20 protein-coding genes are annotated in these 15,018 nt (G+C 61.0%); all 20 read left to right on the top strand.

The window, feature by feature from the left end:
- Positions 1-26: 26 nt before the first annotated feature.
- The 20 genes from HQ945_RS02920 to HQ945_RS02825 all read left to right on the top strand — a co-directional run bounded on the left by HQ945_RS02920 (position 27) and on the right by HQ945_RS02825 (position 14,973).
- Positions 27-1,196 (top strand): phage portal protein, encoded by a 1,170-nt coding sequence (locus HQ945_RS02920; protein ID WP_113282025.1) that lies wholly within the window; start codon positions 27-29, stop codon positions 1,194-1,196.
- Between the two features lie 2 nt (positions 1,197-1,198).
- Positions 1,199-1,567, top strand: a complete 369-nt coding sequence (locus tag HQ945_RS02915) for a DUF6107 family protein (RefSeq protein ID WP_113282024.1) — start codon at positions 1,199-1,201, stop codon at positions 1,565-1,567.
- Positions 1,557-2,129: an HK97 family phage prohead protease gene (locus HQ945_RS02910; RefSeq protein WP_113282023.1), complete on the top strand. Its 573-nt coding sequence runs from the start codon at positions 1,557-1,559 to the stop codon at positions 2,127-2,129. Before HQ945_RS02915 ends, HQ945_RS02910 begins: the two co-directional genes overlap by 11 nt.
- A 14-nt stretch (positions 2,130-2,143) precedes the next feature.
- Positions 2,144-3,391 carry a phage major capsid protein gene (locus HQ945_RS02905; protein ID WP_113282022.1) on the top strand — a complete coding sequence of 416 codons (1,248 nt, stop codon included), beginning with the start codon at positions 2,144-2,146 and terminating at the stop codon, positions 3,389-3,391.
- An 80-nt stretch (positions 3,392-3,471) separates the two neighbouring features.
- Positions 3,472-4,035: a head-tail connector protein gene (locus tag HQ945_RS02900; protein WP_027229955.1), complete on the top strand. Its 564-nt coding sequence runs from the start codon at positions 3,472-3,474 to the stop codon at positions 4,033-4,035.
- Positions 4,035-4,370, top strand: coding sequence for a phage head closure protein (locus HQ945_RS02895; RefSeq protein ID WP_027229954.1), 336 nt, complete (start codon positions 4,035-4,037; stop codon positions 4,368-4,370). Before HQ945_RS02900 ends, HQ945_RS02895 begins: the two co-directional genes overlap by 1 nt.
- On the top strand, positions 4,367-4,516 hold the full coding sequence (locus HQ945_RS02890; protein ID WP_162737278.1) for a hypothetical protein: 150 nt from the start codon (positions 4,367-4,369) through the stop codon (positions 4,514-4,516). The genes HQ945_RS02895 and HQ945_RS02890 overlap by 4 nt, the downstream gene beginning before the upstream one ends.
- The gene (locus tag HQ945_RS02885; protein ID WP_113282020.1) at positions 4,513-4,920 is read left to right on the top strand and encodes a DUF3168 domain-containing protein; all 408 of its coding nucleotides are present in this window, start codon (positions 4,513-4,515) and stop codon (positions 4,918-4,920) included. Before HQ945_RS02890 ends, HQ945_RS02885 begins: the two co-directional genes overlap by 4 nt.
- 13 nt (positions 4,921-4,933) lie before the next feature.
- A complete protein-coding gene (locus tag HQ945_RS02880; protein WP_113282019.1) occupies positions 4,934-5,353 on the top strand; it encodes a phage major tail protein, TP901-1 family in 420 nt (139 codons plus the stop codon).
- On the top strand, positions 5,346-5,684 hold the full coding sequence (locus HQ945_RS02875) for a gene transfer agent family protein (protein WP_113282018.1): 339 nt from the start codon (positions 5,346-5,348) through the stop codon (positions 5,682-5,684). Before HQ945_RS02880 ends, HQ945_RS02875 begins: the two co-directional genes overlap by 8 nt.
- On the top strand, positions 5,681-5,896 hold the full coding sequence (locus HQ945_RS02870) for a rcc01693 family protein (RefSeq protein ID WP_280139055.1): 216 nt from the start codon (positions 5,681-5,683) through the stop codon (positions 5,894-5,896). Before HQ945_RS02875 ends, HQ945_RS02870 begins: the two co-directional genes overlap by 4 nt.
- Positions 5,897-6,445, top strand: a complete 549-nt coding sequence (locus tag HQ945_RS02865; protein ID WP_113282017.1) for a phage tail tape measure protein — start codon at positions 5,897-5,899, stop codon at positions 6,443-6,445.
- 12 nt (positions 6,446-6,457) lie between these two features.
- Positions 6,458-7,084 (top strand): DUF2460 domain-containing protein, encoded by a 627-nt coding sequence (locus HQ945_RS02860; RefSeq protein WP_174207633.1) that lies wholly within the window; start codon positions 6,458-6,460, stop codon positions 7,082-7,084.
- Positions 7,081-7,947 (top strand): DUF2163 domain-containing protein, encoded by an 867-nt coding sequence (locus HQ945_RS02855; protein WP_113282015.1) that lies wholly within the window; start codon positions 7,081-7,083, stop codon positions 7,945-7,947. The genes HQ945_RS02860 and HQ945_RS02855 overlap by 4 nt, the downstream gene beginning before the upstream one ends.
- Positions 7,944-8,384, top strand: a complete 441-nt coding sequence (locus HQ945_RS02850) for an NlpC/P60 family protein (RefSeq protein WP_027229946.1) — start codon at positions 7,944-7,946, stop codon at positions 8,382-8,384. The genes HQ945_RS02855 and HQ945_RS02850 overlap by 4 nt, the downstream gene beginning before the upstream one ends.
- A 13-nt stretch (positions 8,385-8,397) precedes the next feature.
- Positions 8,398-12,243 (top strand): baseplate multidomain protein megatron, encoded by a 3,846-nt coding sequence (locus HQ945_RS02845; RefSeq protein WP_113282014.1) that lies wholly within the window; start codon positions 8,398-8,400, stop codon positions 12,241-12,243.
- A 25-nt stretch (positions 12,244-12,268) separates the two neighbouring features.
- The gene (locus HQ945_RS02840; protein ID WP_091919251.1) at positions 12,269-12,487 is read left to right on the top strand and encodes a hypothetical protein; all 219 of its coding nucleotides are present in this window, start codon (positions 12,269-12,271) and stop codon (positions 12,485-12,487) included.
- Between the two features lie 89 nt (positions 12,488-12,576).
- Entirely contained in the window at positions 12,577-12,831 is a 255-nt protein-coding gene (locus HQ945_RS02835) for a hypothetical protein (RefSeq protein ID WP_036813231.1), read from the top strand.
- Positions 12,832-12,853: 22 nt separating this feature from the next.
- Entirely contained in the window at positions 12,854-13,525 is a 672-nt protein-coding gene (locus HQ945_RS02830; protein WP_027229943.1) for a response regulator transcription factor, read from the top strand.
- Positions 13,526-13,671: 146 nt separating this feature from the next.
- Positions 13,672-14,973 carry an ATP-binding protein gene (locus HQ945_RS02825; protein WP_113282081.1) on the top strand — a complete coding sequence of 434 codons (1,302 nt, stop codon included), beginning with the start codon at positions 13,672-13,674 and terminating at the stop codon, positions 14,971-14,973.
- Positions 14,974-15,018 lie beyond the last annotated feature (45 nt).

The following is a 15,018-nucleotide window of genomic DNA, read 5'->3' as shown; positions in this document are numbered from 1 at the left end:
TCCGTCAGACGGAGAGCAATAGTCAAATGGCAATTCAATGGCCGTGGCGCCGCGGCGCCGCGAACGAGAACCCGCATCTCCAGCGTAAATCCGCGCCGGGCCTGGTGGCACTGCAGCTCGAGCGCGAAGCGCGTTGGTCGCAGAGCGGCTATTGCGGGCTGTCGCGGCAAGGCTTCATGCGCAACGCTGTCGTCTATCGCTGCGTACGCCATCTCGCCGAAGCTGCAAGTTCGATCCCCTGGCTGCTCTATGAAGGCGATGCTGAAGACAGCCGCCATCCCGCCCTCCAGCTTCTCGCCGATCCGCATCGCGGGATGGATGGCTCGAGCTTTTTCGAAGAGCTCTATGGTCACCTCCTTCTGTCGGGCAATGCCTATGTGGAGCGGGTGGAGAGCGGCAGCGGCGCGAGCGAACTCTATCTTCTCAGACCCGACCGCGTGCGTATCGTCGCGGACGATCGCGGCTGGCCGACCGCGCTCACCTATGGTGCCGGCGTGCAGAAGCGGACGGTGCCGCTCGGCGAAGACCGCTGCCTGCATTTAAAGTTGTTCCACCCGCTCGATGATCATTACGGCTTTGCGCCGCTCGAAGCGGCGTCGATGGCGCTCGACATCCATAATGCTTCAGGGACCTGGAACAAGGCGTTGCTTGACAATTCGGCGTGCCCATCGGGCGCTCTGGTCTATGCGCCGGGCGAAACGAGCCATCTTAGCGAAGAACAGTTCGACCGTCTGAAGGCCGAGCTTGAAGAAGGTTATACGGGCGCCGCCAAGGCGGGGCGCCCGCTCCTGCTTGAGGGCGGACTGGACTGGAAGTCGATGGGTCTGTCGCCGCGCGACATGGACTTTGTCGCCGCCAAGAATACGGCAAGCCGCGACATAGCGCTCGCCTTCGGCATCCCGCCGATGTTGCTGGGCATTCCGGGCGACAACACCTACGCCAATTATGCGGAAGCCAACCGCGCATTCTATCGCCTCAGCGTCATTCCGCTGGTGGTGCGAACGGCAAAGGCTTTCGGCAATTGGCTCGGCCCCGCCTATGGCGGCAAATTCAGGCTCGAACCTGATCTCGACCGCGTCGACGGATTGGCGCAGGAGCGCGACGCCCTTTGGCAACGCATCGCCGCCGCGCCGTTCCTCAGCGATGAGGAGAAGCGCGAGGCCGTCGGCTACACGCAGAAAACTTCGGGAGATTGACGATGACACATTGGTCGGACGCCGCCTGGATACTAGCGGCGAAAGTGGTCGGCGCCGTAGCAGGATCGGCTGTTTCGCTTGCCTACATGTTGCCGAAGGACAAGAGCGAAGCTGCGATCCGCTTTATCGTCGGTATTGTCTGCGGGCTCGCTTTCGGCGGTGCCGCAGGCGTCAAGATCGCGGTGGAGCTCGATATTCGCGGTCAGCTCGGTGACGGCGAACTGATGCTGATGGGCGCAACGGCCGCAAGTCTCGCGGCCTGGACGGCGCTCGGCCTGTTTGCGCGGCTTGCCGCCCGCACGGGTGAATCGAAAACTCCGCATTGTCACGCAAGCAATGGAAACAAAAAGGACATCGCGGATGCGCGCTAAAGCGATATCTCCAGTGATCGAGAAGAAATTTGCCGGGCTTTCCATCGAAAAGGTTACGCCCGATGGCAGCTTCTCCGGTTACGCCAGCCTCTTTGGCGAGGTCGATCTAGGCAAGGACGCCATAGAACCCGGCGCCTTTGCCAAATCCGTACGCGAACGCGGCGCGCTCGGCATCCGCATGCTCTGGCAGCATGATCCCAACCAGCCGATAGGGGTATGGACCGAGATAAGGGAAGACAGCCGCGGTCTTTATGTAGAGGGCCGGCTGACCAAGGGAGTCGCCCGTGCCGGGGAAATCCTCGAACTGATGCGAACGGGGGCGATCGATGGCCTTTCGATCGGGTTTCGAACGGTGCGCGCCAGATCCGGCAGGGCCGGCATCCGCCATATCCAGGAAGCCGATCTATGGGAGATCTCGGTGGTGACATTCCCGATGCTGCCCTCGGCTCGCGTCGGCCAAGTGAAGAGCATCGCCCGGCAGGCTCCCACCGAAGCGGAGCGCCTCTCAGCCAAGCTTCGTGCCGCTGCCAGATACATCAGAGCCGCAACGCCATTTCAATGACCAAAGGAAAAACGATGACGCAACAGACATCAATGCCTGATCTTGAGACGAAAAACGCGAGCAGTGTGGACGATTCCTTCGATGCGTTCATGCGCTCGTTCGACGAGTATAAAAGCACCAACGAGTACCGGCTTGCGGAAATCGAGCGCCGGGGCGGAACGGACGTGCTGACGAATGAAAAGCTCGACCGCATCAATGACGCGCTTGACGAGCAAAAGCGGGTCATCGACCACATGCTGCTGAAGCGGGCACGTCCCCACCTTGAGGGCGGTTTTGATCCTCTGGTCTCGCTCGAGCACAAGACGGCTTTTGACAACTATGTCCGGCGCGGCGACGAAAGCGGTCTGCGCCCGATCGAAGCCAAGGCGCTGTCGATCGGCTCCGCCACCGATGGTGGCTACCTCGTGCCCCCGGAGATGGAACGCGAAATCGGTACACGGCTGGCCGCGATCTCGCCAATCCGCAACCTTGCGTCAGTGCGGCAGGTTTCAAGCTCGCTTCTGAAGAAGCCCTTTTCGATCAAGGGGCCGGCAGTAGGCTGGGTTGGCGAAACCGATGCGAGGCCGCAGACCGATGCCTCCAAGCTGGCGGAGCTACAGTTCCCGACCATGGAACTCTACGCCATGCCGGCGGCGACTGCATCGCTGCTCGACGATGGCGCGGTCGACGTCGAACAGTGGATCTCGGCGGAGGTGGAAACCGCCTTTGCCGAGCAGGAAGGCAAGGCATTCGTCTCCGGCGACGGCGTCAACAAGCCGCGCGGGTTTCTGAACTACGACACGGTGGCGGAAAATGCCTGGGCCTGGGGCAAGATCGGCTTCCTCGCGACTGGCGTCGCCGCGAAGTTTCCGGCAACTGCCGCCTCCGACATTCTTCTCGATACGATCTATTCGATAAAGGCCGGCTATCGCCAGAATGCGAATTGGGTGATGAACCGCAAGACGCAGGCGGAAGTGCGCAAGCTCAAGGATAATGACGGCAACTATCTCTGGGTACCGCCTGCCGCACCGGGCCAGCAGGCGTCGCTGCTCGGCTTTGGTTTGACTGAGGCCGAGGACATGCCGGATATCTCCAGCAGCGGCTTTGCCATTGCCTTTGGCGATTTCGCCCGCGGCTATCTGGTCGTGGATCGCACGGGCGTGCGTGTTCTTCGCGATCCCTACTCAGCCAAGCCCTACGTGCTTTTCTATACGACCAAGCGCGTCGGCGGCGGGGTCCAGGATTTTGCAGCGATCAAGCTGCTGAAGTTCGCGGTCTCATAAGGAACCCGGCACGGCGGCACTCTTTCCTCGCGGAAGAGTGCCGTGTGGCACCAAAAACCCATTCCAATCAGGACACTTCCATGACTCTTGCAATTTTGACGGCGCCGGCGCTCGAGCCGGTGACGCTGGCGGAACTGCGCCAGTTTTTGCGTCTCGACAATGGCAGCGAGGACGCGCTCCTGATTGGTCTGATCAAGGCGGCGCGCGAAACGCTGGAGCAACAGACCGGTCTTGCGCTCGTCACCCAGACCTGGCGACTTTATGCCGATCGCTGGCCGAGGCATGGCTTGATCAAGATTGCCAAATATCCCCTGCGCTCCATTGTTTCGGTCACAGCATACCAGGACGACGGGACGCCGGTCGCTCTTGCACAAGACTCTATTCACTTGAACGGTTCGACCCGTCCAGCGCGGCTTTACCTTGCTGCACCGAGCCATGCGGCGCTCTCCGGCCTCGAGATCGATTTCGAGGCCGGTTTCGGGGAGGCAGGCACGGACGTCCCCGATGCCTTGCGCCACGCAATCATGACCCTTGTCGCGCACTGGTATGAGTTTCGCGGCGTCTTCGATGTCTCGCAGCAGCCAGTCTCCTATCCGCCAGCCTTCGAGCGGACGGTCGGCCTTTGGCGCAGGATATCCCTTTGATGCCGACGCTGTTCATCGATCCTGGAAGATTGTCGCAGGAATTGTCGCTGGAGGAGCCCCGGTACGACATGGACGATGCCGGCAGCCTTGTCGTCGCCTGGACCGAAATCGGCACGCTTTGGGCGCAGGTCGAGCCCATAGACGCAGGGGTGCGCTGGCTGGGCGAACAGGCGCTTCCCGAGGCGACGCATCGCATAACCCTGCGCATGCGCCGCGATATCACGAGCGCCATGCGCCTGCGCAAAGGCAACCGCATTTTCCAGATTTTGACACTGCACGATCCGGATGAGAGCGGCCGCTATCTTGTCTGCCGCGTGCGCGAGGAGGTTCAATGAAAATCACCATGGAGCTGACGGTCGCCGATCTCATAAGGACCCTGCGCTGGCAAGCTGTCGCTTTATCCGAGAAGGAAATCGCAGCACCGAAGCCTGAGACACCGGTGCGCGTCTCAGGCCATCCCAAGCCGGAGCCGAAGCGATGACGAGCGCCGGACTGGAACTCCAGAAGGCGGTTCTAATACTCTTGAAAGCAGATCCATCACTAAAGAACTTGATAGATTCCCGTGTCTACGACCGCGTGCCGGCGCAGGCGGAATTCCCCTACGTGACGCTTGGCGCCTCGACGACTTACGACTGGAGCACGGCGAGCGAGCGTGGCAGCGAACATATCTTCACGCTGAATGTCTGGGATCGTGCGAGCGGCCGCAAATCCGTGATGCAGATTATGCATGCAATCGATCGGCTTTTGACCGGGACGCAACTGACGCTCACCGGCCACCGGCTGATCAACCTGATTCCGCAATCGTCGCTGGCGCGGCCCGAAGACAATCGAGACGGCTACCTCGGTGTGCTCCGCTACCGCGCCGTCACCGAAGAACAGCCATAAGAAAGGACACGAGATGGGTGCCCAAAGAGGCAAAGACATTCTGTTGAAGATCGCCAACGCCGCCGGCAGCTATATCACCGTTGCCGGCATGCGCTCCAAGCGCATCGCCTTCAACGCCGAAGCCGTCGACGTGACGGATGCCGACGCCATCGGCCGCTGGCGCGAACTGCTCGGCGGAAGCGGTGTGCAGCGCGCCTCGATCGGCGGCTCCGGGCTGTTCAAGGATGCACAATCCGACGCGCTTATCCGCCAGGCCTTCTTCGACGGCACCATCGCCAATTGGCAGGTCGTCCTGCCGGATTTCGGCATCCTGCGCGGACTGTTCCAGATCATGGCGCTGGAATATGGCGGGGCGCATGACGGCGAGGTGACCTTCGAGATCGCGCTGGAATCCGCGGGTCCGGTAGAATTCACGGAGGCGGCCCATGCCTAACCGCCGCCGTGGTGAGATCAGCGCCAATCTCGACGGACGCGACTTCACGCTTTGCCTGACGCTTGGTGCCCTTGCCGAACTCGAGGACGCCTACGGGGCGCAGGATCTTGGCGCATTGCTGAGACGGTTTGCCGGCGGCGCGCTTTCTGCCGGCGATCTCATAAAGATCATCGCTGCTGGACTTAGAGGCGGCGGGAACGATGTAGGGCCAGAGGAAGTGGCCCTGATGCGCACGGAGGGCGCAGCCGCCGGCTTTGCAACAATCGTGAGCGAACTCCTGAGCGCGACCTTCGGTGATTCAAAATCGGAGCAAGCGCCGCCAAACCCTTGAAAGCCGCAGCAGATCAGCCAGTCGACGCCTTTCCATGGGACGCCATCATGAAGGCGGGATTGGGCCTGCTGCGGCTCGCGCCATCGGCGTTCTGGGCCATGACCTTGCGGGAACTCAACGCCGCCTTTGCGCGGCCGCGTGCGCTCCTGGCACCTACACGATCCGAAATTGAACAACTTATGCGCATGTTTCCCGATGATGTGGAGCAATGAATGGCCACCGAAGAATTTGCCGTGCCGCTGAAAATTACGGCGGATGGGAAGTCCGTCGAAAATGTTCTCACCAACCTTGAAGCGAGGTCGAAGCAATTCGGCCGCACCATAAGCGACGCGCTGAAGGGTGCGGCCGTCAGCGGCAGGAATTTTGAGGATGTCTTGCGCAACCTCGGAATGAGCCTTGCCAACATGGCCCTCGGCGCCGGTCTTGCACCCTTGCAGAAAATGGCGTCCGGCTGGCTTGAAGGGCTGTTCAACGGTCTGCAGGGGGCAAAGCCGCATGCGAAGGGCGGTGTCGTCAACAGTCCTACTTACTTCAACGATGGCGGTGCATTGGGATTGATGGGCGAAGCCGGCGCCGAGGCGATCATGCCGCTGGCGCGCGGTGCCGACGGCAAGCTTGGTGTCGTATCCCAGGGTGGCGGCGCACCCCTCCATGTCACCTTCAACGTGACGACGCCGGATGCCGCCTCCTTCCGCAAATCGGAAGCGCAGATGACCGGCATGCTGGCGCGTGCGGTTCAACGCGGGGCGCGAACCCTTTAAAGGCGGTCAACCATGACTGGTTTCCATGACGTGCGTTTTCCAACCGGCGTGTCGTTCGGCGCGACCGGCGGCCCCGAATGGCGCAATGAGATCGTTCCGCTGACCTCCGGTCTCGAACAGCGCAATGCGCGCTGGGCCCAATCGCGGCGTCACTATGATGCGGGCACCGGCATTCGGTCGCTCGCCGATCTCGAGAGCGTAATGACATTCTTCGAGGCGCGCCGCGGCTCGCTCTACGCTTTCCGGTTCCGCGACCCTTTCGATCATTTGTCATGCAAGTCTGGACAGTCGGTTTCTCCTGCCGATCAGTGGCTTGGGCATGGCGATGGCGTTAACGCCATATTTCAGTTGACCAAGCGATACGGTGAATATGCAAGGCCCATCACCAAGCCCGAGCCCGGCAGCGTGCGCGTCGCGGTCAATGGGGTAGAGCGAAGTGGCGGCGATTTCGCCGTCGATACCATGAGCGGACGCGTCAGTTTCCAGCAGGGAAAAGTCCCGCCTGCGGGAGCAAGCATCACCGCCGGTTTCAGCTTCGACGTGCCGGCCCGCTTCGATACGGATCGTCTGGCAATCAGCCTGAGATCATTCAAGGCAGGCGAAATTCCATCCATACCGATCATCGAGGTGAAGGCATGACGCAAATTTCGCCATTGCTGGAATCACATCTTGCAGGTGAAGCTACAACGCATTGTTTCTGCTGGATTATCCGCCGGCGCGATGCAGTGGCCTTCGGCTTCACAGATCACGACCGGACACTCTCCGTCGCCAGCGTTGCCTGCGAGCCCCAGACGGGCCTCAGCGGCAGCGAGGCAACGACCTCATTGGGGCTCAGCGTCGACAGCGCGGAAGTGGAGGGCGCGCTTTCGTCCTTGAGAATCGCGGATGCGGACATCGAACGCGGGGCATTCGATCTGGCGGTGGTAGAAACCTGGCTCGTCAACTGGAGCACTCCCGACCAGTGCACCCTTCTGCGAAGTTCGCGTATTGGCGCGATTACCCGCTCCGGCGGGCGTTTTGTGGCGGAACTGAAAAGCAGTGCCGCCGACCTCGATAAGATCAGCGGCAGGCGCGTCACGCGTCGATGCGACGCCCAACTCGGAGACCGTCGTTGCGGCTACGGTGCCGCTAAACAGGCCGGCGTGGTGATCCAGATTTTATCCGATCGCGAAATCGTGGTCTCTGGTTTGCAGCCGCCAACTGGCCAGTGGTTTGACAATGGAGCGCTCACTTGGATGAACGGCACGTCAAATGTTGCTCTAAGCAGCGGGCAATATGGCGGCGGAATACGGCTCGGCCTGCGCGACGCGCAGTTTCCGGATCCGAAGGTCGGCGATCGGTTCGAACTTTTGCCGGGATGCGACAAGAGTTTTGCCCAATGTAAGGCGAAGTTTGGCAACAGCGTCAACTTTCGCGGCTTCCCGCATCTGCCGGGCAACGATGCCGCCTACAATTACGCCGACGGCAAGGGCAATTTTGATGGCGGGCCGTTGGTACCATGACGGCTGCTGACCTTGCTGTTGCCGAAGCGCGCCGCTGGATCGGCACACCCTACCGCCATGCGGGATCACGTTGCCAGGTCGGATGCGACTGCCTGGGCCTCGTACGCGGCATCTGGCGTGCGCTATATGGCAGCGAGCCGCAACAGGTCTCACCCTATTCGGCGGATTGGGCAGAGGCGGGCGGTGGCGATCCGCTGCTTGAAGCCGCGCAGCGGCACATGATCGAAAAGCCGCCTTGCGAAGCAGGCACCGGCGATCTGCTCGTCTTTCGCTGGCGAGACAATGTCGCTGCGAAGCATCTCGGTATCCTGGCCGGTCCTGAGCGCTTCATTCACGCCTATGAAGGACATGCGGTACTGGAATCGGCCCTTGTGCCGCAATGGCGCCGCCGGGTTGCCGGAGCCTTCGCATTTCCTGAACCGGCAGCAGATTGCTGAAAGATCCAATTAGATGGCAACAATTGTTCTGACAACTGCGGCGGGATGGCTGCTGGGCCAGGGTACGGTGGCAGCCGCAATCGGGACCGCGGCCGCCTCGCTCGGTGGCTATCTCATCGATCAGGCCCTGTTTGGCGAGCGCGTCGAAACGGGCCGGATGTCGTCGATGCGGCCGACCGTTGCAGAAGAAGGTGCCGGGCTGCCGCGTCTCTACGGAACCGCGCGTTTGCCTGGCACATTGGTCTGGGCGACGCGTTTCGAAGAGGTCAAGAGCGATCGGCGCGGCTCCAAGGGCGGGCCGAAAGTCACCGAATATTCGTATTTTGCCAATTTTGCCATCGCTGTGGCCAATGGCGAGATCAGTCTGATCCGCCGCATGTGGGCCGACGGCAAGGAATTCGACCAGACGAAATGCACGATGCGGGTGTACAAGGGCAGCGAGACCCAGCCGTCCGATCCCTTGATCGAAGCCAAGCAGGGAGCCGGCAATGCCCCCGCCTATCGCGGCACGGCCTATGTGGTCTTCGAGCGCATGCCTGTCGATGAGTTTGGCGGGCGTATTCCGCAATTCCAGTTTGAGGTGGTTCGCGCTGTCGGTGCTGCCGCTCGTGATCTGCCGGCAGTCGCTTTGATACCTGGCGCGACCGAGTTCGGATTATCGCCGCAACCTGTGACAGACGAGCCGAGCAAGGGCGAGACGCGATCGCTTAATCGCAATTGCCTGCGCGCGCAGAGCGACTGGCAGGCCTCGATGGACGAGCTACAGGCGCTTTGCCCCTCGCTGAAGCATGTCGCGATCGTGGTCCCGTGGTTCGGGACGGACCTGCGCGCCGGTGAGTGCCGGATCAAGCCGGGCGTGATGGAGCGAAAGGCGCGTGGCGAAAGCAAGCCCTGGGGCGCCGGCGGGATCGCTCGATCCGACGCTCATCTGATCTCGCGGACAGCCGAGGGCGCGGCCTACGGCGGCACGCCGTCCGATGCAAGCGTGATCGCCGCGATCATAGATGCGAAGGCGAGGGGGCTCGGGGTCACGCTCTACCCCTTCATCATGCTTGATATTCCAGACAGTAACCAACTGCCCGATCCCTACGGGGGCAGCCGTCAAGCGACCTTTCCGTGGCGGGGCCGCATAACCTGCCACCCGGCGCCGTTGCGGCCCGCCACCGCCAATCGGACGGCCAACGCAGCGGGCCAGATCGCGGCATTTCTCGGCAAGGCAAAAGACTTCAGCGTCAAGAAGGGGCAGGTCGAGTTCAAGGGAGATGCCGACGATTGGGGTTATCGCCGCATGATATTGCACATGGCGCATCTCGCTCAACTGGCGGGCGGCGTCGACGCCTTCCTCATCGGCTCGGAGTTGTGCGGACTGACCATCGTCAGGGACCAGTCGAACGGCTTTCCGTTTGTCGACGGGCTGCGCCAACTCGCGTCCGATGTCCGTAAGGTGGTCGGCGCCGGCTGCAAACTGACCTATGCCGCCGACTGGACCGAGTATTTCGGCCACCATCCACAGGACGGGTCCGGCGATGTCTATTTCCATCTCGACCCTCTTTGGGCGCATCCCGACATCAATGCCGTTGGCATAGATAATTATATGCCGCTCAGCGATTGGCGCGACGAGGACTATAGCGTGCCAGGGCCGGACGGTTTCGCGGCACCTTACGACGTCGCCGCCCTGCGATCGCAGATTGCTTCCGGTGAAGGGTTTGATTGGTACTATGCATCCAGCACCGACCGGACGACGCGAAAGCGGACGCCGATCACCGATGGGCGAGGCAAGCCATGGATCTACCGCTACAAGGACATTCCGAGCTGGTGGCAGAACCTGCATTTCAACCGCATCGGCGGGGTTGAAAGCGCCACGCCGACCGCCTGGCGGCCGATGATGAAGTCGGTCTGGCTTACGGAGCTTGGATGTCCGGCGGCCGACAAGGGGCCGAACCAGCCGAATGTCTTTCCGGACATGAAATCCTCTGAAGGCGCATTTCCCTATTTCTCGGACCACGGGCGCAATGATCTTGCCCAGAACCGATATTTGCGCGCGCACTTCAGTCATTGGATTGCGGGCGGCGATGGCCAGATGCTGGACAAGGAGCGCCTCTATGTCTGGGCCTGGGACACGCGACCGTTTCCGGAGTTCCCGCTCAATCGCAAGCTGTGGGCAGACGGAGGCAACTGGACCACCGGTCACTGGTTGAACGGACGGCTTTCCGGCGTGGCGCTGGACGAGCTCCTCTCGGCGATCCTCCGCGATTTTGGGGCGACAAATTTTGACACAAGCGCCGTCGATGGCTTCGTCAGTGGCTACGTCATCGATGAGCCCACAAGCGTGCGGGCGGCGCTCGAGCCGCTGTTGACGCTTTTCGGGATCGACGCCTTCGAGGATGGCGGGCGGCTGATCTTCAGAAGCAGTTCGCGGCTCAGCGGCGAGGCGGCTCTGATCGACGAGTTAGTGGAACAGGAGGATTCCGGCCCGGTCAAATGGCGGTTGGACGAGTTGATGGACCAGCCGTCACGCGTCGAAATTGCCTATCGCGATCCCTTGCTCGACTTTCAGGGGGCTGTGGCCTTCGCCGAACGGCCCGACGGCAAAGGCACGGAAAACCTCACCTTTGCAGGAATGATCGATGAGGGACAGGCCGTTTCGCTGGCCGAGGAGCGGCTGCAAGCGCGCCGCGCCGCACGCCGTTCGCTCGTATGCGAACTCCCTTGGAAGCACGCGGCGCTGAAACCCGGCGACAAGATCAGGCTCCCCGGCGAGAATGCCGCATCGGTTTTCGTGGTCACCTCCTTCGAGGATGGCGGAACACGCCGCGTTGCCGCGAGGGCGATGTCGCGCCACGTCCGCTACCCCGTCAAGGCAGACCTTCCTGCGGCCCCCGTTGCCGGCAGCGTCATGATCGTCGGGAAGCCGCATTTCGAGCTCATCGATCTGCCGATGTGGCCCGGGATCGAAAAGCCTGCGGATCAATTCCGGATTGCGGCTCTCGCCAAACCCTGGCGTGGGGTCAGCGCCTTCGCTTCACCGGAATTGTCGGGCTTCGAAGCCCGGGCGAAGCTGACAGACCCGGCCATAATGGGCGAACTGACTGTTCCTTTTTCTGTCAGTGGCGAAAGCGGACGGCTCATCTACGGGCAATTCCTCGAAGTTCATCTCCACTCCAGCGAACTGCGGTCAATTACCCTTTCCCAAATGCTCAACGGCGGCAACACTGCTTTGCTGGCGACCGCAGGCGGCCATTGGGAAATGCTGCAGTTTCAGAACGCCGAAGAGGTTGAGAGCGATCGCTGGCGGCTGTCCGGGCTGTTGCGTGGGCAGTGCGGAACAGAGCGGGAAGCGCGCGAAGCAAGGCCGGCAGGAACGACATTGATCCTGCTCGACCGTGCCGTCGCGCCGATCGGACTGAAACCGCAGGAGGCGGGGCTTACCCTGAATTGGCGCATCGGAGCGTCCGGCGAGGAATTTACCGACCAATTCTATACGACCGTCGCGGCGACGGCTGGCCTGCGCGCTCTGCAACCGCTTGAGCCGGTGCACCTGCAAACAAGCCTTGAGGCCAATGGCGATTTGCGCTTCCGCTGGATCAGGCGCGGCCGAATCGATGCGGATAGTTGGCTTGCCGCCGACATACCACTCGGCGAGGAACGAGAGGCCTACCGCATCGAGATTCGCCTTGGCGAGCGCGTGGTGCGTTCCGCGGAGGTTGCTGGTCCGAGCTGGCTTTATGGCTTGCCGCAGCGCCGGGACGACTTGGGCAATCCTGATGCAGACTTTGACTTCTACGTCGCGATGATTTCGGCCGTCACGGGACCCAGCCGGCAGGCTCATTTGGCAATTCGCCATAAACTATTGAAATAAAGCCATTTTTTAAAGGGATTTGATTATGACCAATGAAAAACCCTGGTACCTTTCGAAGACGATCTGGGCATCGATCGTTACGGTTTTGCTATCCTGCTCGGGCTTCTTCAACATTTCCGTTGAGCATGTCCAACCGGCCGAACTCACCGAGACCATCGTACAATTCATGACCGCGCTCAGCGGAATCGCAGCGTTATTTGGCCGCATAAGTGCGACGTCGCTCATTTCACGTAAAGAAATATAGTGTTAAAAGGCGTGACGTAGTGGCAATCCTGCCCTTTGCATCCCAACTGTTCATGCATCGTTCAGACACCAAGCGATACTAATAACGCCATGATGAAACACCTGATTTTCTCCCTGCCCCTTGCGGGCCTTATATCGGTCGCTGGCGTCCTTGGGGCCGGCAGCGCCCAAGCCGCGGATTGTTCGTCTGTCGGCCAACAGGTCGCGGACTCGCAAGGCGGCACCCTTGCGCGCGCCACGTCCGTTGTGCAGAACGGCAAGGAAGTATGCGTTGTCGTGGTGCTCATTCCAGGCCGGGATGGCGAACGGCCACGCCGCGTCGAAGTGGCCGTTCCGGCAAACTGAGTTTGCGCTTGGGAAACAATGGATGAGAATACTCGTCGTCGAAGATGATCGTGACCTCAATCGCCAACTGGTCGAAGCGCTGACCGAGGCCGGCTATGTGGTCGACAAGGCTTTTGACGGCGAGGAGGGGCACTTCCTGGGGGATACGGAGCCCTATGACGCGGCAGTGCTGGATATCGGTCTGCCGCAGATGGACGGCCTGACGGTTCTTGAAAAGTGGCGGCGGGACAACCGCAGCATGCCGGTCCTGTTGCTAACTGCGCGCGATCGCTGGAGCGACAAGGTTGCCGGTATCGATGCCGGCGCGGACGATTATGTGGCCAAGCCCTTTCACATCGAGGAAGTTCTAGCGCGCCTGCGTGCCCTTATCCGCCGCGCCGCGGGACATGCTTCGTCAGAGATTACATGCGGACCGTTGCGGCTGGACACGAAGACATCGAAAGCCACGGTCAACGGTACGCCGCTGAAATTGACCTCGCACGAGTTTCGCCTTCTATCCTACCTGATGCATCATATGGACGAAGTGGTCTCGCGCACCGAACTCGTCGAGCATCTTTACGACCAGGATTTTGACCGAGATTCCAATACGATCGAAGTCTTTGTTGGACGTCTGCGCAAGAAGATGGGCATGGATTTGATCGAAACGATCCGCGGCATGGGCTACCGGATCAAGTCACAGGACAGCAAGTCCTGATTGTGTCCCGCCTGCCGGCTACGGACCACCTTTCGATCACCACAAGGACAAAGGGCGAACGCGTGAACATCCGCCTGAGCAGCTATCTTCCCAGCCTGCGTTCGCTTTCCCTGCGCGTCATCACCCTGTCGACGCTCTGGACCATCATTTCGTTTTTCGCGATCGCCACGATCATCTCGGCGCTCTATGGCGAGGCGCGCCTGCAAAGCTTCAAGCAATTGCTCTCGGCCCATCTCTTCAGCGTCATCGCGTCGGTCAGCGTCAATGACGGCGCACTTGCAGGCCGTCCCGATCCTGGAGAAGTGCGCTATTCGAGCCCCATGTCGGGCTGGTACTGGTCGGTCGAGCCAGTGGGTGACAACCTCAAGGGCTCGCTCCGCTCCATTTCGCTTGGCGACAAGAGCATCGACTCGCCGACCACGCTCCTCGTGCCCTTCGACACCTCGTTTCAGCGCTCATACACGGAAGAGGGGCCAAATGGGCAGCAGCTCTCTGTCGTCGAAACGGAGGTCGTCCTCGACGCGGAGAACCGTGTCGCCCGGTTCCGCGTCATGGGCAATCTCAGCGAAGTTGAAGGCGAAATCGCCAATTTTCGCCATACGCTGTATTTTTACCTCGGTATCTTCGGCCTGGGCGGCACGCTGATCAACGCTGCCGTCATCCTATTCGGCCTGAGACCCCTCGACCGTGTACGAAGGAGCCTTACCGACATTCGCGAGGGCAAGGTAACACGCCTCAATGAGAACCTGCCCGATGAGATCGCGCCGCTTGCCCGCGAGATGAATGCGTTGATCGACAACAATCGTCGCATCATGGAACGGTCGCGAACCCAGGTCGGAAATCTCGCCCATTCGCTGAAGACGCCGCTTTCCGTGCTCGTCAATGAAAGCCGCACGATCGGCGGCACCGAGGGGCGCCTCATCGCCGAGCAGAGCGCGGCTATGCAGGTACAGGTCCAGCACTATCTGCAACGCGCCCGCGTCGCCGCCCAGCGCGACAGCGTGGTGTTTCGAGCGCCGGTGACGCCGATTCTCGAACGGTTGGTGCGCGTAACTGCGAAGCTCAATCCCGACAAGGAAGTGCGCTTCGACAATTACATGGACGATGTCATCTTTGCAGGCGAACAGGAAGACCTTGAAGAAATGGTCGGCAATCTGCTTGAGAACGCCGGCAAATGGGGAAATTGCGTCATCAGGCTTAGGCTCAGCCAGGTAGATGCCGGATTCGAGATCAGCGTCGATGACGATGGATCGGGGCTCGCCCCCGAACAGATCAAGGATGCCCTGACGCGCGGCAAGCGTCTTGACGAGAGCAAGCCGGGCACCGGTCTTGGGCTTTCCATCGTCCACGACACCGTGCGTGAATATGGCGGCACGCTTCGGCTGGAACGCAGTGCCGATCTTGGCGGCTTGAGCGCCCGTTTGACACTGCCCGTCGCCGGAACCTGAATGAGGCTTGCAAGACGGCGCTCAATCAGGCCATAAACGATTGCT

The sequence above is a fragment of the Phyllobacterium pellucidum genome, from assembly GCF_013327855.1.
Lineage (GTDB): Bacteria > Pseudomonadota > Alphaproteobacteria > Rhizobiales > Rhizobiaceae > Phyllobacterium > Phyllobacterium pellucidum.
Note: the sequence above shows the minus strand (reverse complement) of the source record. Positions and strands in the feature narration are given on the sequence as shown.